General features: G+C 43.4%; 15 protein-coding genes and 1 pseudogene. 5 read left to right on the top strand and 11 right to left on the bottom strand.

Going from position 1 to position 22,282, the window contains the following annotated elements; genetic code table 11:
- Positions 1-267: 267 nt before the first annotated feature.
- Positions 268-411 carry a hypothetical protein gene (locus P7F88_RS09570; protein ID WP_277824077.1) on the bottom strand — a complete coding sequence of 48 codons (144 nt, stop codon included), beginning with the start codon at positions 409-411 and terminating at the stop codon, positions 268-270.
- Positions 412-684: 273 nt separating this feature from the next.
- On the opposite strand from P7F88_RS09570, the gene P7F88_RS09565 reads away from it, so the two are divergent.
- The gene (locus P7F88_RS09565; RefSeq protein WP_277824075.1) at positions 685-1,242 is read left to right on the top strand and encodes a YceB family lipoprotein; all 558 of its coding nucleotides are present in this window, start codon (positions 685-687) and stop codon (positions 1,240-1,242) included.
- Between the two features lie 72 nt (positions 1,243-1,314).
- On the opposite strand, the gene P7F88_RS09560 is transcribed toward P7F88_RS09565, so the two are convergent.
- The 6 genes and pseudogenes from P7F88_RS09560 to P7F88_RS09535 form a co-directional block, all read right to left on the bottom strand.
- On the bottom strand, positions 1,315-4,443 hold the full coding sequence (locus P7F88_RS09560; protein WP_277824073.1) for an efflux RND transporter permease subunit: 3,129 nt from the start codon (positions 4,441-4,443) through the stop codon (positions 1,315-1,317).
- Positions 4,443-5,390 (bottom strand): annotated as a pseudogene (locus tag P7F88_RS09555) (efflux RND transporter periplasmic adaptor subunit); the annotation flags it as partial. The gene P7F88_RS09560 and the pseudogene P7F88_RS09555, both read right to left, overlap by 1 nt.
- 135 nt (positions 5,391-5,525) lie before the next feature.
- A complete protein-coding gene (locus tag P7F88_RS09550) occupies positions 5,526-6,599 on the bottom strand; it encodes an efflux RND transporter periplasmic adaptor subunit (RefSeq protein WP_277824071.1) in 1,074 nt (357 codons plus the stop codon).
- A gap of 168 nt (positions 6,600-6,767) precedes the next feature.
- Complete coding sequence (locus tag P7F88_RS09545) at positions 6,768-8,528, bottom strand: methyl-accepting chemotaxis protein (RefSeq protein ID WP_277824069.1); 1,761 nt, start codon at positions 8,526-8,528, stop codon at positions 6,768-6,770.
- Positions 8,529-8,654: 126 nt separating this feature from the next.
- Positions 8,655-9,323 carry a hypothetical protein gene (locus P7F88_RS09540; RefSeq protein WP_277824067.1) on the bottom strand — a complete coding sequence of 223 codons (669 nt, stop codon included), beginning with the start codon at positions 9,321-9,323 and terminating at the stop codon, positions 8,655-8,657.
- Positions 9,324-9,398: 75 nt separating this feature from the next.
- The gene (locus tag P7F88_RS09535) at positions 9,399-10,301 is read right to left on the bottom strand and encodes an arginine deiminase-related protein (protein WP_277824596.1); all 903 of its coding nucleotides are present in this window, start codon (positions 10,299-10,301) and stop codon (positions 9,399-9,401) included.
- 493 nt (positions 10,302-10,794) lie between these two features.
- Between P7F88_RS09535 and P7F88_RS09530 the strand changes: the two genes are divergently transcribed.
- A complete protein-coding gene (locus tag P7F88_RS09530; RefSeq protein ID WP_277824065.1) occupies positions 10,795-12,627 on the top strand; it encodes an ABC transporter ATP-binding protein in 1,833 nt (610 codons plus the stop codon).
- 94 nt (positions 12,628-12,721) lie between these two features.
- On the opposite strand, the gene P7F88_RS09525 is transcribed toward P7F88_RS09530, so the two are convergent.
- The 4 genes from P7F88_RS09525 to P7F88_RS09510 form a co-directional block, all read right to left on the bottom strand.
- Positions 12,722-13,804: a porin gene (locus P7F88_RS09525; protein WP_277824063.1), complete on the bottom strand. Its 1,083-nt coding sequence runs from the start codon at positions 13,802-13,804 to the stop codon at positions 12,722-12,724.
- A gap of 399 nt (positions 13,805-14,203) precedes the next feature.
- The gene (locus tag P7F88_RS09520) at positions 14,204-15,301 is read right to left on the bottom strand and encodes a porin (RefSeq protein ID WP_277824061.1); all 1,098 of its coding nucleotides are present in this window, start codon (positions 15,299-15,301) and stop codon (positions 14,204-14,206) included.
- 347 nt (positions 15,302-15,648) lie between these two features.
- Entirely contained in the window at positions 15,649-17,799 is a 2,151-nt protein-coding gene (locus P7F88_RS09515) for a heparinase II/III domain-containing protein (protein WP_277824059.1), read from the bottom strand.
- A complete protein-coding gene (locus P7F88_RS09510; protein WP_277824594.1) occupies positions 17,799-19,958 on the bottom strand; it encodes a heparinase II/III domain-containing protein in 2,160 nt (719 codons plus the stop codon). The genes P7F88_RS09515 and P7F88_RS09510 overlap by 1 nt, the downstream gene beginning before the upstream one ends.
- 318 nt (positions 19,959-20,276) lie before the next feature.
- Here P7F88_RS09510 and P7F88_RS09505 point away from each other — a divergent pair, with 318 nt between their 5' ends.
- Genes P7F88_RS09505 through P7F88_RS09495 form a run of 3 tightly spaced genes read left to right on the top strand, consistent with a single transcriptional unit; the run spans position 20,277 to position 22,213 of the window.
- Positions 20,277-20,612 carry a cupin domain-containing protein gene (locus tag P7F88_RS09505; RefSeq protein ID WP_277824057.1) on the top strand — a complete coding sequence of 112 codons (336 nt, stop codon included), beginning with the start codon at positions 20,277-20,279 and terminating at the stop codon, positions 20,610-20,612.
- Between the two features lie 10 nt (positions 20,613-20,622).
- Entirely contained in the window at positions 20,623-21,555 is a 933-nt protein-coding gene (gene kdgK / locus P7F88_RS09500) for a 2-dehydro-3-deoxygluconokinase (RefSeq protein WP_277824055.1), read from the top strand.
- 31 nt (positions 21,556-21,586) lie between these two features.
- Positions 21,587-22,213 carry a bifunctional 4-hydroxy-2-oxoglutarate aldolase/2-dehydro-3-deoxy-phosphogluconate aldolase gene (locus P7F88_RS09495; RefSeq protein WP_277824053.1) on the top strand — a complete coding sequence of 209 codons (627 nt, stop codon included), beginning with the start codon at positions 21,587-21,589 and terminating at the stop codon, positions 22,211-22,213.
- The last annotated feature ends 69 nt before the right edge of the window (positions 22,214-22,282 follow it).

Raw genomic sequence — 22,282 nt, 5'->3', positions numbered from 1 at the left:
GAGTCAATAGGAAACGTATACTTAAAAATTAAAGTAGTTATTCTGATGGCAAATAGTTTTCTTCAGTTGTTAATATTTATTAACTGATGAGCGTATTTTATTGAATCCAACCTTATAAGGAAAACCACTTATGAGGGGGATTTCCCCGCATACACTTAAAAAGGCTCAGATATACTCGATTTCAGGTACAAAAAAGGCAGTTGCTTCCAACTGCCCATGTGAAGTTAAAGATTTTTCAGAAGATTTTATCTTATATTAATCAATTGGTTACTCATTACCATCGATACCAACAAGCAGCATTGTTTCTGCAGTACTGATACCCGTGTAAAAAGTGACACCTGCTAGTAAAGCAAAGATAGCATATTTAGCAGCGATTATAGACATTCCGATCATGTTAATAACTTTATTCATAGTCTCACCTCATTTTAGAAATTCAACATCGATACCATGAATATAGTAAGAACAAGTTCCCAGGCTTATGTTAATTTAATGTCAATTGAATATTATTTATTCTATGCACGAGACTAAGATCAAATATACCAGTATTAGGTAATCACAATAAAAATAATATAAACCTCTTGAGAAATAATATTCAATATTTCTATAAAACAGCAAAAATAGGTTGTAGACAATGGTTCAAGCTACTAAGGTAAGAAGACTCGAAAAAAACAGGCATGAATTTCTATGTTTACTAAACTAATGAGAACTCTCCCTTTAACTGTTTTTCTTCTCACTCTTTCGGGCTGTGCCAGTTACAGCATTACCGAGCAAGAGATGACGGACTACTTACAAGAAAACGTTGCTCTTGAGCAATCTATTGGCATTCAGAACATAATGCATGCAGAGGTTGCGGTAGATGACCTGGCTATCAAGATTGGGCGAACTGATAAAGACCGAATCTCGGTTTTTGCCAACACGAATGCCAAAGTACAACTGCTAAGTAGTCCGGATTTAGGATTGGACTTAGATTTAGAGTTCAGCGCTATCCCTGAATACAGCAAAGAAAGTGGAGAGGTTTTCCTTAAGTCGCTCCGTCTGGAAAAGTTTGAAGAGCGCAATAATTTGCTTACCCCACAAATAGAAACTTTTCTGAAGCCCGCGGTTGCTATGATAAGTACAGCACTTTCTAATAAGCCAGTTTACAAGCTGGACAGCAACAAGGTTCAGGAAGCGATGCTTAAGTCCTCTAACCCAAATCTGGTGATCAAAGATAATAAGCTGGTGATTGAGCTTTTTGACTAGCTCCTTTAATTGAAAAGGGGCCAAACCTATCCTTGGGTTTGGCCCTTCTTATTTGGTGTCGTCAGAGCCTTTCTACTCACTCACAACTTCTATTTTATGGAACAAACGATATAGCACAGGAACCACTATCAAGGTCAGGATTGTTGCAAAGCCCAGACCGAACATAATCGTCACCGCCATTGGTTTAAAGAAGGTATCCGGGAACAACGGAATCATACCCAGAATCGTAGTAATCGCCGCCATACAAACCGGGCGAACACGGCTTAGAGCTGCATCGACAATCGCAACATATGGCTGTTTACCAGACCTCATCTCAATCTCAATCTGATCCAACAAGACGATACCGTTCTTAAGCAGCATCCCTGACAAGCTCAGGAAGCCCAACAACGCCATAAAGCCGAATGGCGTATTGAGCAACAGCAGGCCTGTTGTAACACCTATGATAGCCAACGGAACCGTACACCAGATGATGAGAGGTTCTTTCACTGAGTTAAACAGGAATACGGTCACAAGGAACATAAACAGATAACCCAGAGGCATGGTTTCGAACAGTGACTTCTGTGCATCAGCAGACGACTCGTATTCACCACCCCACTCAAGAGCATAACCAGGTGGTAGCTCAATGGCCTCAATCTGTGGTTGTAAGCGGCCCTGAAGAGTCGCTGCCGTTTCTTCGCCTAGAATATCTGGGTCAGCCATGATAGTTAGTACACGCTTACGGTCTTTACGTACAATGATTGGGTCTTCCCAACGCATATCGTAACCCTGAGTAATCTGACCGATTGGAATATAGTCACCAATCGCCGGAGACCAGATATTCATTCCTTGAATTGCACTTATAGAAGAACGCTCATCTTCCGGTAGTCGGCCAATAATCGGCATTAATGTTGTGCCATCACGATAAACACCAACCGTTGTTCCTGAGAAAGACATGCTTAGAAAATCATCCAGATCGGCTTTAGTAATACCATAACGTCTTGCCTGACTCTCATTAAATACAGGCTCAAAGATCTTAGTACGCTCACGCCAGTCGTGACGAATATTGGTCGCACCTGGGTCATTACGCATAATATCCATCACTTGTGCTGCGATACTTCTCAGCACATTTGGATCCGAGCCTACAATTCTGGCCTCGATCTTCGCACCACCTCCAGGACCAAGCTCTATCTTGTTAAGCTTGTACTGAATCTCAGGATAGTTAGCCTCTACATGGCTTCTGAATCGCTTCATCAGCCCATCCAGAACCTCAAATGAAGTCACACGAATTGCAAGCTGACCGTACGCCGCGTAACTACTCTCAGGAGCATAGGTCAGCATAAAGCGTTGCAGACCTTTACCTGCCGTAGCGGTAATATGATCCGTTTCTTCCTGCTCCGATAACCACCCTTCCAGTTCTTTTAGTTTTTCACTGGTCGCACGTATATCCGTTCCTTCTGGCAGCCATACATCGGCCAGGAACATTGGCGTTGTTGATGAAGGGAAGAAAGACTGCTTAACGTGACCAAAGCCATAAATACTCGCAGCCAAAGCACCAATAAGAACAGCAACCGTCAGCCACGCACGTTTCATACAGAACTCAAGGAAGCCTCTATAGACCACGAAGATCATACCGTTATAAGGGTCTTTTTCTTCCTCATTCCCTTCTGATGGGGTTGTCTCTTTAAAGAACAGATCCGCAAAGAAAGGCGTTAATGAAATCGCAGTAAACCAGCTCAGCATCAGTGAGATAAGCAGTACGGAGAACAGGGTTCCACAATACTCACCTGTCGCATCATCAGAAAGCCCGATAGGTGCAAATGCCGTTACAGCAATTACCGTTGCCCCCAATAGCGGCCATTTAGTCTGAGTAACAATATCTGTTGCTGCCTGAAGTTTGGTTCTGCCTTTTTGTGTTCCTATGAGTATCCCTTCAACCACCACTATGGCGTTATCCACCAGCATCCCCAGCGCAATAACCAGAGCACCTAACGAAATGCGCTGAAGTTCTATACCCTGATACTGCATAAAGACAAAGGTGCCTAATACGGTAAGAAGCAGGATAAGCCCGATTAGCAAACCTGATTTAAGTCCCATAAAGAACAGCAAAACAACGATAACAATAGCAACGGCCTGCCCAAGACTGACGACAAACCCACTAACGGATTTATCAACTTCTTTCGGCTGGCTGTACACCTCGGATATATCGATACCAACAGGTTGCTGATATTTTAGCTCTGCAAGTCGGCGGTTAAATCTTTGACCAACTTCTACTACGTTTACCCCCTGACTGAACGATACACCCACATTCAATGCCAGCTGCCCGTTGTAGTTAATAATGTTGCTCGGAACTTCAACGTAACCGCGTTTAATTTCCGCCACATCTTTTAGATAGATTAGCCCCTGAGCACCTGCTTCATTAAGAATCAGATCGCCCAACTGCTCTACATCCTGAAACTCACCAGTAGTGTGGATATGTACATATTCATCACCGACACGCAAAGCACCAGAGTCACTAACCGTATTCTGTGTAGAAAGCAGGCTAAAGACGGTGTCTGGTGAAATACCTAACGTGTTCAGCCTCTTCATCGAGATTTCAATGAAAACCTGCTCTTGTTGGTTGCCCGAGATGCTCACCTTACCGATACCATCAATAAGCTCTAGCTCACGGCGAAGATAATCAACATAGTCCAGAAGCTCTTTGTAATCGTATCCTTCACCAGATACGGCGAGCAGGATGCCAAATACATCACCAAAATCATCAATAACAAGCGGGTCATTTACCCCTGGTGGAAGCTGAGCTTTCAGGTCATTAACCTTTCTTCTCAACTCATCCCATATCTGAGGCAAGTCATCCGGCCCATAGTTGTTTTTCATGGTGACCGTTATCTGAGACAAGCCCCTGCTGGATACAGATTTCACCTCATCAACATAGACTAACTGCTGTATCTGTTTCTCTATTGGGTAGGTGACTTCTTCCTCTACCTGAGTTGGAGTAGCCCCAGGGTAAGAGGTTACTATCATTGCATCTTTGATAGTAAAGGCAGGGTCTTCCAATCGGCCTAACTCGAAAAATGCTGAAGCTCCACCAATCAGGAAGATCAGTGATAGCATCCAGCTAATCACCTTATTTTTGATAAAGTAAGCAGCAACACCCGTTACAGCTTCATCATTGTTACCATTAGCACCAATTTGAGTATTGGCTTGCACCTTTTGCTCACTCATTACTTCGCCTCCTGCTCAATCGGTGATACTTCCATACCGTCAGTTAGCCTAGTTAACCCGGCAACAACCAGTTTCTGTCCTTGTTCCAAACCGCTTAATACCTGTATTTTTTCAAACGCAATTTCACCAGTTACAACTTTGGTTTTGGTTACCGTGTTATCTTCGTTCACCACCCAGACGAACTTGTTTTCTCTATCAAGAAGTTCCCCATCAGGGTTAGTTACTGCCTCTATCGGAATATTGATAATGGATGAGACCTCAATGCCCGGTAGTTCCGTTTTTTCCGTCACTTCCACAGCCATACCATCAAGAATTAACTGATTTTCCGGCATAGGCATCGTAAGAGTTACCGTATAGGTTGCAGTGTTAGGATCCTGCTCGGTGGTAAACTCTTTTAGCGTCGCCGTATACTCTTCTCCGGAATCAACCCTAACCAGAGCTTCCAGTGCCCTTAGGTCGATATCACGTCGATTAGCAAATGCCTGATCGGCAACCTGAACGACAATGTCTACAGCATTCAGATTATGAATATTCACAATCTGTTGCCCTGCCTGAATGTTCTCAAACTTCTCTACACTGATTCGGGAAATAATCCCATCCATTGGCGCCCGAAGTTTGGTAAACGTAAGTCGTAATTTGGCAAGATCGAGTTCTGCTTTCGCTCGTTTACGCTGTGCTGCCAACTCATCGAATTGTGACTGAGCAAGCAAGCCTTTTTCAACCAACTGGGCTGAACGCTCATATTGGCTATTCGCTACCGTGTACGCCGCCTGAGCGTTATCAACCGTCAGCTTAAAATCGGTAGGATCAAGTTCCGCGATCACCTGCCCTTTGGAGACTTTATCGCCTTCGTTAACATTTAGCTTACTGATTTCTCCTGAAATTCTGAAAGCCAGGTGAGAACGGTCTGCTGCACTCGCGATTGCCGGGAAATAGGACTTATCTGATTTACCAGATGTACCATCTCCTAATTGAAGTACTCTAACTTTTGGTGGAGCTTTTTCTCAGCTGAAGGAGCCTCTCCACAACCCGCTATCAGAAAGGACGCGCCAAGAATTGCTAATAAATAGATATTCTTCATTCTACAACCCTCCTTCCTTGATCCATTCGCGGATCTTCATACCTTCTTCAGTGCCACTGACTCCAGAAACGATGATCTTGTCACCATCATCAAGACCTGAAACAATTCGTCCTCCTTCGTCCAGAGTCACCGCCACTTTTTCCGCCAAACTCTCATCGTTGATCCGCCAGACATACTCGGAACCAGAGTCATTGATAACAGCACTATCAGGGATACGAGTAGCACTGGTCTGAGGGAAATAGACAGTTACCTGACCAGACATACCCGGAAGAACACCCGCGTCTTCAGGCATATCTAAAATCATAGTGACCTTATAACTGGCAGTCTTAGCATCCGCTTCTGTATCTATCTCAAAAAAAGTCAGCGGGTAAGATTTTTCAGGAAAGGCATCAAAAACAACTTCTGCAAGATTCCCTGGCACTTCGTTTCCACCCGCCCTGGAGCTACTTATTCGCTGCAATAAATGGTCGGGTAGTTGGAAGGTCACTTTTAAAGTCGTGGTGCTTTGGATATTCATCACAGCCTGACTCGCCGCAACAAACTCAAAGTTCTCAGAGTTAATATAGGAAATGGTGCCATCATAAGGAGCTATTAACTTGGTATATCCGAGATTTGCTGTTGCCTGACTAAGAGAGGCTTTCTTAGAATTAAAGTTCGCCAGAGCCTGGTCATAATCCTGCTCCGAAACGACTCTATCCTTACGAAGCTTTTTCATCCTGGTGTATTGAACGTTGGCTAATTCAAATTGAGCCTGAGCTTCTCTTTCAAGTAACGTGTACTCATCTGGGTTCAGCTCTGCCAGTACATCCCCTCGCTTTACAATGTCTCCTGAAAAGACAAACACATTTTGCAATTGCCCTGGTACACGAAAGGTTAATACTGCTTTGTCGCCAGCTTGCACAATTGCCGGGAATTGTCTGGTGCTTTCTTTAACGCCTACAGAAACAGGCATCAGCTTTGCGGGTCGGGACTCGGGTTCGGGGACTGGAGCTTCTTCTTTTGAGCATCCGGATAGCATAGTTGCTATTCCCAAAGAAGCCACTAGCCCGATAGCGTATGATTTATATCGGTACATTCAACATCATCCATATGGTTACTTTCCAACTACAATGGATGATATTAGCAGAACAAATTGAATTTAACCTTATGATTACAAGAACTTTTTGTATAGATTCTCAATAATAGTTTTATTATTTGAAGGGCATGCAAAACACGCCCTATACTTTTCGCGACTGACGACCAATCAAGATGTTTTAAATTCTGCGACAGCCTCATTCATCTCATCGGCCTGAACTGAAACATTTTTGACTTCAGAAAGACACTGCTGAGCTGAATATGTATTGCTATCAGAGATAGCGTTTAACTCCACGATTGAGCCACTAACTTCATTTATTACAACGCTCTGCTCTTCGATTGCAGAAGCGATGCGCTCAGAATTGGTCCTCATAGTGGTCATATCTTCGATTATTTTTGATAGGCTAATATCAAGCTTTTCAGATGCAGAAAGTGTATGAACTCCCTGTTCATTACAGTCCTCAATATTAGCAACAACCATCGACATTTGAGATTGGATATCGGTCACAACCTTGCTAATCTCCTCCGTAGACTGATGCGTTCGGCTCGCAAGAGCGCGAACTTCATCAGCAACCACTGCAAATCCTCGTCCTTGTTCTCCAGCACGGGCAGCCTCAATAGCGGCATTTAATGCCAGAAGATTGGTTTGCTCCGCAATCTCCTGAATAATATCTACCGTGTCACCTATCTTGCTTACGTAGTTATTAAGTAAATTGATTGAGCTCTGGCTACTATTCAGATTTTCGGACAGTTGTTCAATATTTCCTATTGCCGAGCTTACAACAGTACGGCTCGTTTCCGCGCCATCCGCAGCCTGTTGTGCGCCTTCAGCAGCTTCAACCGTGCTTTCAGTAATCTCATTAATGGTAGAAGCCATTTGTTCAATAGATACTTTCATGTTCGAGGTGCGTTCCGCCTGAACTTTTAGCTGCTCTATCACATTTTCCAGCTCACATTTCATGCTGGAGGTGCTTTGAGATAACACAACAGACTTTGCCTGACTGCCAGATATCAACTGTTCGAACTTAGCTAACAAACCGTTAAAATAGTTTGCGACAAGAGAAAGCTCATCTTTGTTAGTCACACTTGCTCTTAACGACACATTATTAGTTTGCGCAACGCTCTGAATCGCTGTCAGTAACTCAGATATCTGACGGTTAACTGTGCGAGATATCTGCAGTACAGCTCCTAAGACCAACATCACAAGCACCACTATGACAACGCGTTGTATCAGTGTTATTTCTTTGAGCATCGCATCAGATGCAAGGTCTAGAGAGCTAGAAAAATGCTTAAACTGCTCTTCAATAGTATGAGAAAGAGATCTGGTTTTCCCTAAAGCGCCTTCATCAAACCGCAGACCTATGACCTCACTTTGCGCAACCAAATCTTTTGCTGCATCAGAAAGAACACGTGCACCTGGCGGTATCAATTCCGGCTCAAACTTTCCGGCTAAAACATTTTCATGAAACGCAAACAACTTAACAAGTTCATCGCTAGATAAACTCGGCTTGAGTTGGTTACGCGCAGCGTTATAACGCGCTATCAATTGTTCGTCATCATTGAGTCCTCTTTTGGAAAACTCACTAACAAGAGTATTAAAGCCAGATTGGTAATTAAGAAGGTCAGAGCGCAATTTAATGCTAGAAGGAAGGTTGTATTCAGATAGGTAAGAGGTGAGTTCAGACTCCAGTTTCAAAAAAGTATCGACATTATTGTTAAACTTATCGAGATATTTTAGTTCCTTCCTTAGCAAGAAGTCCTTTTCGTTCCGTCGTAGGTTTAAAAGCCGGATTTCCATTTGTGCAACTAGCATGCTTGCACGACTTAATTGTGAAGAGGTCTGAGCAAAGTGGGTGGTTGTAAATAGCAAAATCACAACACCAAAAATCGACACAGCTCCTAAAGTATAGAGTTTATTCTTTATATTCATGAGATTACCTTAGCTTCTATTTTGTAATCAGCACAACTATTTGCAACAGATTTAGTTATTAATAACGAAGAAGCTCATGATAACGTTTGCGCTTATCAGTTAGAGAACTGGATTTGTAAGCTAAGGTTACTGTGGTTCTACCCCCTGATCCGTTATCCGATCTTTGGCATCCCTAAGGATATTTACCGGGGATAGGATGACCCCTTCTATCGCACCTTGGGTAGCTCTTTGGCTAATTTCTTTCGACTTTTCAACAAGGTTATCTGCTTTTGCTAGTAATTCTGGCACCTGTTCTCTCAAAGCCTCTGACTCAGAAATGATCGCAGGAATTGTACCCTGTCGATAACCATTTGCTTCAGTTAGCAAAGGTGGGATAACGTCCTGTCGATAGCTTTTAAGTTCTGATAGTGTCTCAGGAATAGCTTCTTTGGTTAGCGTGTCAGTTGTTTTTAAAACAGATGGAATAGTCTCACTACGCACAACCCGGACTTCATCCAGAATCTGTGGGATTTTACTATCTACCGACGCAACGGTTTTATTGATATCAGAAATAGTTCCATCTAACTCTTCGGCCAAGACAATAACTTTTGGTAACAATTCTTCGACTGTTCGTGCCACTTCCAGCCACTGATCAACTTCCAGTTTCTCCGTGGTTTGGTTTACATCTTCGATTAACTGAGGGTAGGTATCGACAACTGTTATTACAGCCGAAGTAAAGGAGTGGATAGTATAACCGAGATAAAAGAGTGAAACCGTTAACAACGCTTGCACCGCAACAGAGATTTTAGAAAACATAGCACGTACCATAATCAATCCATGACTAGGAAAAGTGTATCACTCCCTGTTGCAGATGCTGTAACTCAATAATATTTATTTGATTTTGTTCGGCAAAAACACTTCTCCTAGCATACATCTCACCGAACCACCGCCGATACTTTCAATGGTTGAGACATTAAATGGAAGCAACTTACCATGAACAGATAGCTGGTTTCTTTGGGCAGGTGTGAACGCATCAAACGCCGACCGAGACATTGCTATTACTTTGTCGCTTCTGCAGTTTTCTAGCTGAACAATGTTGCCACAGAACTGATTCATCTGTTCCAGAGATATGGATATGACCTGCTTGGTTTTTGCCAGCTCTTTTACTACATAACGACGTTCAAACTCTGGAATTACTTCATCGCAAATTACGCAAAACTCTTCTCCGATCGCCATCATCACATTGGTATGGTAAATCGGCTGCCCTGAGGGCAATACCGTCTGAAATGAGATCACTCTATACCCTATTCGACTTGCGTAGTCCTCGAGCACTTCTCTGTCACAACGTTGTGAGAGCGCAGCGTAAATCGTTTTATTCACATGGTCTTTTACCATTACACCTGTACTTTCCAGAAACGCATTTTGTTTGGCATAACCAACCAGTGAATCCTGAGCCACAACCCGTCTGCCAGAAGCGTTTAACGCGCTGATAAGATCGTCTGAGCGAACTTCTTCCTGACGGTTATCGCAAGCCATCGGGAACACATACAGATCCCCTTGCAACGTTGTGCTAAACCAATTATTTGGAAAAACCGCATCCGGTGTTTCTATGTCTCCTGGTGGATAATCGAACTCAATAACCTGAACACCTTCGAGTTGCAAACCGGCAACCATAGCGTGAAATTCATTCATCGCTTTAGCGCGAACCTGTTCACTGGTGAGATCAACCTTATGCATGAACTCGTTATCGACTGCCGTTTCGGCGTTATAACAAAACTCTTTTGGTGGCACCATAACAACGCAATCTGCATTGTGGATCGAGCGTTCAGTAAGTAATCCTTCTCGCTGAGTAGCCAAATCACTAAAATTAGTAAAACTCATCTCAATTCATCCTATCAATGATTGTTGAGAAAATTGTATTTATAGAGTGAAATCACATTTCACTGAAATTGCTTACAATCTCGCACAGAATCTTTGCGTTTTTGCTGCAACGAAAGGGAAAAACCGTGAAAAGAGATGGTGCCTGATGATTTCCGCAGGTAAGGAGGCTGGATAATTAGTCAATAACTACAAATACTCTAACTTCTCAACCCCCTAATTCCGATAGTTTTGCGTATAAATGATGAATTTAAATTCAGTCAATTATGAATGATTATTTTATTTCTCTGAGCTATGTCTTTTTTTGGGGGTTTGAGATAGTGTTTAAAGATTGAACTCCCCATCCAATTTTCATAAATCTCGGCTAAATACTAAGCCATAAAAACAATAATAAACGTCAGGATCGATTATGTTATTTAAGTTATTTGAAAGCTTTACTAAAGCATTCCCAGATGAGGAACCTACGCAACCACCAAAAGGGATAATTGCCTTTTGTCGTCATTATACTCGCGGATTTGAAATCCCACTTCTGGTGATGGCATCACTCAGTACGATTGTCGCTATTATCGAGGTCTCGCTATTTGGCTTTATGGGGCAATTAGTCGACTGGCTATCGTCCAGCAACCCAGAGACCTTCATGGAAGAAAACGGCGACACACTTTGGCTAATGGGCGGGTTGTTACTTGTTGTTATGCCTCTGCTTATCACTATTTACTCGCTAACTATCCACCAGACATTACTGGGCAACTACCCAATGTCTATTCGTTGGTTAGCGCACCGCTACCTTTTAAAGCAGAGCCTTTCGTTCTATCAGGATGACTTCGCCGGCCGCATTGCAACTAAGGTAATGCAAACCTCTTTAGCGGTTCGTGAATCCGTGATGAAGCTACTTGATGTATTCGTGTATGTGAGTGTTTACTTTACTTCAATCATCGTCATGCTGGCCCAGGCCGACTGGCGATTGATGATACCAATGCTGGTATGGCTGGCGATTTATATCGGTGTTCAAGTCTATTTTGTACCTAAGCTAAAGAATGTTTCATCTGAGCAAGCAGAAGCCCGTTCGATGATGACAGGCCGTATTGTCGATAGTTACACCAACATTTCGACAGTGAAGCTTTTCTCTCACAGTAAACGTGAAACCGAATATGCCGAAGAAGGAATGGAAGGATTTTTAGATACCGTTTATCGCCAGATGCGATTGGTAACAGGCTTTAACATTAGCGTTGAAATCGCTAACTATTTACTGGTCTTCTCCGTCGCGGCAATCTCGATTTATCTCTGGATGGAAAGTGCCATCACGATTGGTGCTATCGCTATCGCGGTAAGCCTTGCGCTACGTATCAACGGTATGTCGATGTGGATCATGTGGGAAGTAGGTTCGCTATTTGAAAATATGGGCACTGTTGTAGATGGTATGTCGACACTTGCAAAACCTGTCGATATCACCGATAAAAAAGACGCTAAACCACTGGTTGTTGAACAGGGAGGCATCGAGTTTGACGATGTTAGCTTCCACTATGGTGAAAAAGACAAAGGAGTTATCAATAACCTAAACCTGAATATCAAGCCAGGAGAGAAGGTTGGCCTTGTTGGCCGTTCCGGTGCTGGTAAATCGACTCTGGTAAACCTTCTTCTTCGCTTCCATGATGTAGAAAGTGGCAAGATAAAGATCGATGGACAGGTAATTTCCGATGTCACCCAGGACTCACTGCGCAGTAAGATTGGTATGGTGACTCAGGATACTTCCCTACTTCATCGTTCAATCAAGGAGAACATCCTTTACGGTAAGCCAGATGCGACGGACGAAGAGTTGTTTAATGCAACCAAACAAGCACAAGCGGATGAGTTTATCGCAACACTGACTGACCCGCACGGCAATAAAGGCTACGACGCTCAGGTTGGTGAACGTGGCGTAAAACTTTCGGGTGGTCAACGTCAGCGTATCGCTATATCGCGTGTTCTATTGAAAAACGCACCGCTTTTGATTCTGGATGAAGCAACATCTGCACTGGATTCAGAAGTTGAAGCTGCCATTCAGGAGAGCTTATACAAGCTAATGGAAGGAAAAACCGTAATTGCTATCGCACACCGCCTTTCAACCATAGCAGCAATGGACAGGCTGATTGTTCTAGATAAAGGACAAATCGTTGAGCAAGGCACTCATCAGGAACTGATTAAGGGTGATGGTATCTATGCCCAACTATGGGCGCACCAAACGGGTGGTTTTATAGCTGAGTAACCGGAACCGGGATAACCAAGCTACAAACAAAAACCCCCTCAACCGGGCAAGTGAGGGGGCTTTAAAAGACTTATATAAGGTAGTGGATTACCTATTATAGGTAGTAACGAGCACCAATCATCCACTTGTCATCTTTCTTACGACCGTCTTGATCGTTTAGATCAAACTGGTAGCCAGAGAAACCTACAAACTGATCTGTGAAGTTGTACTCAGCCTGGATAGCAGACTCTCTGCGAGTTGTTTTATCTGCTGTATCGTCTTCTACGCCTTCGTAGTTAGCACTTAGGTTCAAACCATTACCCAGAGCGTAAGCTACAAGGAGTTCACTCGCAGTTGATTTTTCTGCAGCAGTGCCATCCCAGCCAGTGTTCATGTAGTTGTTCTTTGCATAAGTCGCAGCAACGTAAAGACCTTCTTGGCCATATGAACCGTACTTAGCACTTACGATGTTAGATTTTGCTTTGTCTTTTACTTCAGTTGCCACAGTAGTTACATCACCACCGTTGTATGCATAACCAAGAGCAAAATCAGCAACATTTAGAGTAAGGGCAACTTGAGCTCGGTCACCGTAAGCTGTTTCGACAAATTCGCTATCATCTTCATTGGTAGCAATATTTTTTCCCTGCCAAGCAACACCAAGATCTATTGAAACTGTTTCGTTAAACGCAACACCGTTACGGTAGCTCACCATATCGTTACCACGACCAGTACCAAGGTTGCCGTGGTTATCGTAGATGTAATCGTTAGCAAAAGCGATTGGCATATCTGCAACACCTGCCACATCGTAGTAAGGAGCCCACTGAGTACCAACAACCAAACGGCCATTGTCTTCATGGGTGATGCCGATGTAACCAAGACGAGTAGTGAATGCATTGTCACCACCATCTAGCATGTTCATCGCCCATTCACCACGTGCATCTACAGTGTAGCCGTGACCGATTTCGTGTGTACCATTGATGTTGATACGAGGAGAAACGCTAGAGATACCTACTTCATTGTCTGTATCTGTAGTTGCATTTGTGCCGTCTGCACTTTTACCGCCGTGGCTGTCTAGTGCTACAGACATGTGACCACCTACAGATAGAGTAGTGCCTTCATTTGCGTATAAAGTAGCTGCTACCGAAGATGTTGTGTATAAAGCGCCCAAAACAGCAACTGTTAATAATTTCTTATTCATTTTTACTTCTCTGATTTATATTTTATATGTTACTTGCGTCAAATATATCCAAATATAAGCGGGATAAAAGACAGGCGATAAGTTACCATTAAAATAAGAGAAAGTTTCCTGATCTTAATAGATAAACAATCAATATTAATTACTTGGACAGAAGATCTCGCTATAACGAGCCCTTGTAAACAAAGGGATGAAATGCCTTTTCGGTAATGTAATAGCGCTTTTCTAATGCGGTTAAATCTCAATCAAATATTATATAATTCGCATATTGACATTCGTATAAAATATTAAACTAAGATTACCTAAAAATATAATTTCGTAAATGGGTGTTTTGGATAATAAATCCTCCCCTCTACCGGGCAGAGAGGAAAGGATTTATTTGGCGTGAATTATAAGTGTTAATTATAGGTAGTAACGAACACCAAGTTTCCACATGTCGTCTTTCTTGCGGCCTTTCTTATCGTTTAGATCGAACTGGTAACCAGAGAAGCCAACAAACTTAGGAGTAAACTTGTATTCAGCCTGAATTGCAGACTCTTTACGGATGGTATCGTTTAGCTTGTCATCTTCTACGCGCTCGTAGTTAGCGCTTAGGTTTAGGCTGTTGCTAAATGCGTAAGCTACAACAAATTCAGTTGCTGTTGACTCTTTAGCAAGTGCTTCAGAGTTAACTAGATCACCTTTCTTGTAGTTGTTCATGTTTTCGTTCTTCGCGTATACCGCTGCAGCGTAAAGACCTTCACCGTACGTGCCGTATTTAGCACTTACAAGGTTAGATTTTGCTTTATCTTTTGTGCTTGCACCAGGAGTGAAAGTGAAGTCACCTCCGTTGTATGCGTAACCAAGAGCAAAATTAGCAACATTCAGAGTAAGAGCAACCTGAGCGCGATCATCGTATACAGCGCTCACGCTACTAGTAGTGCTGTTCGTGGAGATATTTTTACCCTGCCATGCAACACCAAGGTCTACAGACATCGTGTCGTTGAAATCAAAGCTGTTACGGTAGCTCACCATATCGTTACCACGACCTGTGCCTAGGTTACCGTGGTTATTGTAAATAAAGTCGTTGGCAAACGAGATTGGCATATCTGCTACACCAGCCACATTGTAGTATGGTGCCCACTGAGTACCGATAACAAGACGGCCGTGATCTTCATGAGAGATACCAAGATAGCCAAGACGAGTAGTAAATGCGTTCTCACCGCCGTTAAGCATGTTTGTAGCCCACTCACCGCGAGCGTCTACAGTGTAACCATTGCCTAGCTCATGAATACCAGTGATGTTGATACGTGGAGAAGGGCTAGAAATACCCACTTCATTTTCAGTGTCAGTATTTGCGTTTGTGCCATTTGCGCTGTTGCCACCGTGGCTATCTAGTGCAACAGACATATGACCGCCTACAGATAGAGTAGTGCCTTCGTTCGAGTATAGCGTTGCTGCTACAGAAGATGTTGTGTACAAAGCGCCGAAAATAGCAACAGTTAGGAACTTCTTATTCATGTTTATTTCTCTGACTTATTTTTGTCTTATTTAAATTTCAATACTTACCTAAAAGCACGGAATGAAACCGCGGATATAATTTAGCATCATTTTCGAAAAAGTTTCACTAAAAATGATATTTAGCAGTCATTTTTGACGAAAGCAGAGTTAGATCGCATCAATACTGATTAATGATAAGAAAATGAAGAAAAGATATTAATGAGTGGAATAATGGTATGAACTTAATGTAAAAATAAATCCACAGTCCCCATATAAATAGAGACTAGAAATTCACCACAGCTATCAGTAAGTACAGAAAAAAAAAGGCCGGTAATATTCACCGGCCAAATTTAATACAACTACAACAATCAAAGTATCGCGAATGGTCCCGACCATTCGTATTTATCTTCACCAAACGAGACTTCGTGGCTCTCATTTTGTGCAGATTCTTCAAGATTAGAGATGGCAACCTTGTAAGTTTTGCCACTTTCCAAATGAATTGCGACTACCGTACCTGTTTCGTTATGTCCGATAACTTCGGTTTTCTTAACCAGGCCACGAGCACCAACAGACGCTTCAATAGACTCATTGAAGTATCCGTGTGTTTCTAGTACTGAAGCGAACACGTGATCCTTGCCAGACTGGCGCAAAATCAGCGCTGGTTCGTTTCTTAGGTTAAAGTCTGGATCATTGGCACCTGTGCGAGTAAAGAACACTTTTGATTCCTTAGTTGCACTGGTCACTAATGAATAGTAACTAGAATCGTGCAGCCAGCTAACCAGCGAGCTTCCTTCTACTTCACCTGAACCAAGGTTCCACAGGTGCTGGTAGCCAAAGTTATCACCCATTGGCGCTAGCTTACTTTCGATTTGGTAGTCAAAGTCGGTACGGATAATCTGACCTTTGTAATGAACAGGTAGATCGTAGCTATGTTCTTTGTCCGCTTCGATACGGTATACGTCGATAACCAGTGGTTTCTCGAACCCTTCAAGGTCAGCAAGAATTACGCTGCGCTGCATCTTAGTACCTTCATAGTACTCTTCAATAGTCGCGCTCATACCCTGTAGCTTTTCATCGCCAGCGACAAAGAAATGCTTCTGGCCAAATCGAGATTCTGCCGTTGCAGTATCGAAGTTGTTCTGGGTTTTCTGATCAATTGTTACTGTGTTGTGGGCAACTGTCTGCTTACAGTAAGACTTGTTCTCAGGAATGTAGCGGCCACCGAACTTAGGCTCTACGTTTACCCAACGGCCGAAACCGTAGTCGTGCAGCACTTCGTGACCGCGGTTAAACACACTCAGGTGCAAACCATCATAGTGACCATGGTCAAGTGCAGAGTGGTACTGATGATCAGAACCGTGCTGACCAAACCACATTAGTGCCATTGTGTCGTCATCCTGGCTGTCACGGTGACGTAGAATAGTCAAACCACCCTTTTCGCCTTTCGGGCCATCAGTAACGTACAGGCTACCCCAGTTAAATGGTTTGATATCTTCTGTTTGTGCAACAGCATTGGATAGCGTCTGGCCTGAAGTATGTACCCAGACATTTTGCTGGTGATTCGCCATGCTCACTAGCGTATCAGTCTGTTCATAACGCTGATAGCTAACACATGTCGCAATGATCACGCCTTCATCATTGATGCTGATGGTCTTTGACGAATCGTTTAACGCCGGAAGCGTGCCGTCAGGGAATGCAGTAGACATTACCGCAGCCGCCGTTGTCTTAATAACAGAATCGTTGTGCTGGTAGATCTTCAACTCTGGCTGACGTCGCTCAATGGCCTCTGCGAACAGGAAGATAGGGCGTAGTGAGAAACGGTGGTAATACGGGCCTTCCATATAGTAACCGTCAGGCGAGAACAATTGATCAAGCTGAGCAAGGAAGCCACCACTTACTTTATCCAGTTTCAGGCCGTACAGCGCTTTATCTACTGATTCCTGATCGTTAATCGCGTAACCACAGATACCAACAGCAGCAACCGCCCACAAACCGTGGTTGTGTACGATGTCGAAATCATGACCGTAAGTAACCACAAACATCTCGATCATTGGCTGGAACAGATTCGTTTCGATAAATGCTTTTTTCTCGTCAGAAAGCGTGTGGAAAACACAGCTATATGCGCAAGAGGCGTAAAGCATCCACATATTCTCGTTCAGAGTCTGGTGGAACAACTTACCCGGAGGGTTAGTATCACGGCTAACGTTGCTTTCCAGTGTCGGGTATACATCCGCATAAGCTGAAAGCATATCTACGATGTAATCACCGTACTTCTGCTCTTCCGTAATTAGGAATAAACGACCAGCAATATCCATATGGATATAGTTTTGCTTGTGACGGTTATGTTCATAACCGCCCGCTTCGCCATGCCCTGGAACTTCAATTCCAACCGTCTGGATGTAATCATCCAGCTGTTTGATATCACGAGCAAGTGCTTTACCAAGAATGGTTTCTTTACCCAGATCATTACGAAGTTGTGCCGCTTCTTCAAAGCTCAACAGCAGAGGCTGATAAGTCATTATTTAATCTCCTGGCTAACTGCCATGGTTTCGATAGCAAACTGACCATTCCACGTATAGGTCACGCCATTTTTTTCTACTTTATGTTCTGTATTATCATCAACATCCTGCTGATTGCTCACCATCACAATGACCTTAGATGCGTGAGTCTTAATCTCGATAACAGAACCATCATTATTGTGTGCAATTACTGCAATCTCTTTTACGGCACCGCGCGCAGAAACTGACTGTTCAAACTCTTCATTGAAGTAGCCATGTGTTTCAAGTACAGATGCCAGCAAAGTGTCTTCGCCTTTAGTGCGAAGAATAAAGCCGGTTTCACTTCTCAGGTTAAATGATGGATCGTTCGCGCCACTGCGGGTAAAGATCACCTCATCATTTGCGTTTGAGCTAGTGCCAAGCCAGGTATAGTAAGTGTTGTTTTGCAGCCAGCTAACCAACGCCAGTTCACCGCAATCTCCCGAAGCCATATTCCAAAGATGCTGGTAGCCATCTTTATCACCCAGCGTTTCAACCTCAGTATTGGTTTTGTATTCGAAATTAGTACGAACAATCTGACCTTCGTACTGATGAGAATAGTCGTACTGGTGTTCACCTTCTCCAATTAAACGGTACAGATCCACCAGCAGAGGCGCTTCAAGATCGTCCAGCTTAACCATTAGTACCGTGCGCTGCTGCTTCACACCATCAAAGTGATCGTTGGCAAATGCACTCATACCACGCGCATTTTCACTGTCGACTTTAAAGAAATGCGTAAGGCCATGAACAGAATCAGCACGATCAACATCGAAGTAGTTCTGACAGGTTTCATCAATAGTCACAGCGTTGTGAGCGATTGTCTGACGAGCGTAGCTCTTGTTTTCATCCAGGTAACGACCACCAAACTTAGGCTCAACGTTTACCCAGCGACCAAACCCGTATTCACGAAGCACTTCCTGACCACGGTTAAAGTACGAAATACCAAGCGTATCGAAGTGACCATGCCCCATACCGTGCTGACCGTAATTCATCACTAGCTGGAAAACATCACCAGACTGATCCGGCATGCGAACAAAGCCTTGTGCACCGCGGTCGCCATCTGGGCCTTCATTGAGTTCGACACTCGGCCAGCATGGAAGACCAATCTCTTCCTCTTTACCTTCTAATGCACGTGAAAGCTCAAGACCACAAGCATGCATCCATACTTGCCCCTGAATTTTCGCCATACCTAGCAGGTTTTCATCCAAGCCATTCTCTTGCGAACCACTATCTTTCGAAGAATAGTGTTTGGCATACTGAGATACCGCTACCTGAACACCCATATCGGTAATGCCCATTGTGCGCGAAGCATCGTTAAGAGCAGGAAACTCACCATTCGGGTAAGCGGTCGAAAGCAGCGCCTGAACCGTTGTGCCGATTACACCATCTTTGAAATTAAAGATGTCGACTTCAGGCATATGGCGATGAATCACTTCGGCAAATACACACAGAGGGCGAATCGCATAACGGTGGTAGTACGGTCCTTCCATGTAGTAACCAGAAGGTGCGAACAGCTGAGAAATCTGAGCCAGGAAACCACCTGTGCCGTTATTCTCAAGTCCGTACACGGACATATCCATATACTCGCGCTTGCCTACAGCCAGGCCACAGATACCTACGGCTGCAACAGCCCAGATACCATGGTTATGAATACGATCAAAATCATGTCCATACTTCACAGTAAACATTTCAAGCATAGGTTTGAACAGCTTTTCTACGATACGGTGACGCTGTTCTTCATCCATATATGAAGCCACACAGGAATAAGCAAGGCTGGTGTACATCAGCCAAACGTGTTCATTTAAGATCTGGTGGAACAAACGGCCTGTTGGGTTAGTATTCTTCTGAACATGGAAACCAAATGTCAGATATTTTTCTGCATATAGCTCTAACAGTTCAGTTACGTACTTCGCGTACTTTTCTTCACCAGTAACCAAAAACAGGCGACCCGCCAGGTTCATATACTGATAGTTCTGCTTATGACGATTATGTTCATAACCGCCCGCTTCACCGTGGCCCGGAACATCTAGCTCTAAAGCCATAAATGCTTCCGTCTCTTTGATATGTTTAGCGATGGTACGACCCATTAAAGTGTCGCGCCCTAACTCTTTTTTTAGCTCAGCGATTTCAGCATCTGTCATTAAAATCGGCTGTGTTACTGATGTATGCACGAAGTTCTCCCAACAAGCAAATCTCATTTATATATAAAATAATACAAATAAAGCCCATTTGCACGAGTGAAAACAACAAATGCTGGGATAGGTCACAAATGCACTCTGGCACCCTATTACATATAGCATCGCGAGAGGTACCGGCATTTAATGCGGAAACAACTCCTTACACTAAATTTGATGAACCTCTCATTACTCAAAACTTATTGTATGACAATTAGCAAAAGAGAGGTTATGATACTCGCCATTACATTAGTGTTAAGTATTGAACAAATCTCGGGAGATGTTATGAATCCTTTCTTTATGATTAATGAAAATGAATGGGAAGTACTTGGTGGCGGCATCAAAAGAAAAATCGTTGGCTACACTGACGATCTAATGGCAGTACACCTGGAGTTCGACAAAGGTGCAATTGGCGCTCCTCACTCTCATGAAATTCATGATCAAATCGGCTACGTAGTAAAAGGCAGCTTTGAAGCGGAAGTTGATGGTAAGAAATGTGTACTAAAAGCTGGTGACGCTTACATCGCTAAAAAACATCTTGTACATGGTGCGGTTGCACTTGAAGACGGCAGCATTCTGATGGATGTTTTCTCTCCAGTACGTGAAGACTTTCTAAAATAAGAGGTATCCGATGCGACCATTTAAAATTGCGCTTCTCGGAGAGTGCATGGTAGAGCTGCAACAACACGGTGAGTACCTGAAACAAGCATTTGGTGGTGATACGCTAAATACCGCAATGTACCTATCTCGCCTAACCAAAGGATTGGGTCAGACAAGTTACGTTACTGCACTAGGCAATGATCCGTTTAGCCAAGGAATGGTTCGTGAATGGAACGAAAATGGCATTGATACCAGCCTTATCATGCATATCGATGAGAAGCAGCCTGGTCTTTACTACATCGAAACAGACGATACTGGCGAACGCAAGTTCCACTACTGGCGCAATGACTCTGCTGCAAAGTACATCTTTGATCAGGCAGAGCGCTCAGTTGAACTAATTAATAACCTGATGGAATTCGATGCTATCTATGTCAGTGGCATTACCATCGCTATTCTGACTGATACTGGTCGCAATGTTCTGTTTAGTCTGCTTGAAAAATTCCGTGCTAAAGGTGGTTTGGTTTGTTTTGATAACAACTACCGTCCGAAGCTTTGGGCAAGCCAGGAACAAGCAATTAAAACATACAAGACTATGCTTTCACTTACTGATATCGCGATGCTGACGTTCGATGATGAACAAGATGTTTACGGTGATACCAAAGTTGAAGAGTGTATCGACCGCACTCAAAGTGCAGGCGTAAAAGAGATCGTAATCAAACGCGGTGCGGAAGATTGCCTGATTGTTGTTGCTGACGAACAGATTTCTGTTCCGGCAACTAAAGTAGAAAACGTAGTTGATACTACTGCTGCAGGTGATTCATTCAGCGGTGGCTACTTGGCTAAACGCCTTACTGAAGGTAGCGCTGTAGATTCTGCAAAACTGGCGCACCAAATGGCTGGTACTGTCATTCAACATAAAGGAGCGGTTATCCCATTAGACGCGATGGCTAACCTGACTCTTTAATAGAAACAAATAATCCAAAGGCCCCCCTAAAATGGCAACACTTAACGAACAATTAGCAGAGCTAAAAGTTATTCCTGTTATTGCAATCAACAAAGCAGAAGATGCTATCCCTCTTGGTAAAGTTCTAGTTGAAAACGGCATGCCATGTGCTGAAATCACTTTCCGTACAGAGTGTGCTGCTGAAGCGATCAAACTAATGCGCGACGAGTTCCCAGAAATGCTGATTGGCGCAGGTACTGTGCTAACTAACGCTCAGGTTGACGAAGCTATTAATGCTGGCGTGGACTTTATTGTAAGCCCTGGTTTTAACCCACGTACTGTTGCTTACTGTCAGGAAAAAGGCGTTGCTATCGTACCTGGCGTGAACAACCCTAGCCTTGTTGAACAAGCAATGGAAATGGGCCTACGTACGCTTAAGTTCTTCCCGGCTGAGCCTTCTGGCGGTGTTGGCATGCTAAAAGCACTAACTGCTGTATACCCGGTTAAATTTATGCCAACTGGTGGCGTAAGCACTAAGAACATCAACGAATATCTTGATATCCCATCTGTATTAGCATGTGGTGGTACCTGGATGGTTCCAACCAAACTGATTGACGAAGGTAAGTGGGACGAACTAGCTACACTAGTAAAAGAAGCAGCTGAGTTTATTCAAGCTTAAACCCTAACCCCTCCCTCGATTAATAATAATAATTAGAGCGCGCTAGGCTATTAGTGCGCTCACAATGAA

The organism is Vibrio hannami (genome assembly GCF_029589055.1).
GTDB lineage: Bacteria > Pseudomonadota > Gammaproteobacteria > Enterobacterales > Vibrionaceae > Vibrio > Vibrio hannami.
The sequence above is the reverse complement of the archived record's forward strand: the minus strand, read 5'-3'. Positions and strand labels throughout refer to the sequence as shown.

Excerpts from the sequence above, each read along its gene's own strand:
- P7F88_RS09560 (WP_277824073.1), bottom strand. The coding sequence starts at position 4,443 with ATGAGTGAGCAAAAGGTGCAAGCCAATACTCAAATTGGTGCTAATGGT.
- P7F88_RS09515 (WP_277824059.1), bottom strand. The coding sequence starts at position 17,799 with ATGACTTATCAGCCTCTGCTGTTGAGCTTTGAAGAAGCGGCACAACTT.
- P7F88_RS09525 (WP_277824063.1), bottom strand. The coding sequence starts at position 13,804 with ATGAATAAGAAATTATTAACAGTTGCTGTTTTGGGCGCTTTATACACA.
- kdgK (WP_277824055.1), top strand. The coding sequence starts at position 20,623 with ATGCGACCATTTAAAATTGCGCTTCTCGGAGAGTGCATGGTAGAGCTG.
- P7F88_RS09565 (WP_277824075.1), top strand. The coding sequence starts at position 685 with ATGTTTACTAAACTAATGAGAACTCTCCCTTTAACTGTTTTTCTTCTC.
- P7F88_RS09520 (WP_277824061.1), bottom strand. The coding sequence starts at position 15,301 with ATGAATAAGAAGTTCCTAACTGTTGCTATTTTCGGCGCTTTGTACACA.
- P7F88_RS09550 (WP_277824071.1), bottom strand. The coding sequence starts at position 6,599 with ATGTACCGATATAAATCATACGCTATCGGGCTAGTGGCTTCTTTGGGA.
- P7F88_RS09495 (WP_277824053.1), top strand. The coding sequence starts at position 21,587 with ATGGCAACACTTAACGAACAATTAGCAGAGCTAAAAGTTATTCCTGTT.
- P7F88_RS09530 (WP_277824065.1), top strand. The coding sequence starts at position 10,795 with ATGTTATTTAAGTTATTTGAAAGCTTTACTAAAGCATTCCCAGATGAG.
- P7F88_RS09540 (WP_277824067.1), bottom strand. The coding sequence starts at position 9,323 with ATGTTTTCTAAAATCTCTGTTGCGGTGCAAGCGTTGTTAACGGTTTCA.
- P7F88_RS09535 (WP_277824596.1), bottom strand. The coding sequence starts at position 10,301 with ATGGTGCCACCAAAAGAGTTTTGTTATAACGCCGAAACGGCAGTCGAT.
- P7F88_RS09570 (WP_277824077.1), bottom strand. The coding sequence starts at position 411 with ATGAATAAAGTTATTAACATGATCGGAATGTCTATAATCGCTGCTAAA.
- P7F88_RS09505 (WP_277824057.1), top strand. The coding sequence starts at position 20,277 with ATGAATCCTTTCTTTATGATTAATGAAAATGAATGGGAAGTACTTGGT.
- P7F88_RS09545 (WP_277824069.1), bottom strand. The coding sequence starts at position 8,528 with ATGAATATAAAGAATAAACTCTATACTTTAGGAGCTGTGTCGATTTTT.
- P7F88_RS09510 (WP_277824594.1), bottom strand. The coding sequence starts at position 19,958 with ATGACAGATGCTGAAATCGCTGAGCTAAAAAAAGAGTTAGGGCGCGAC.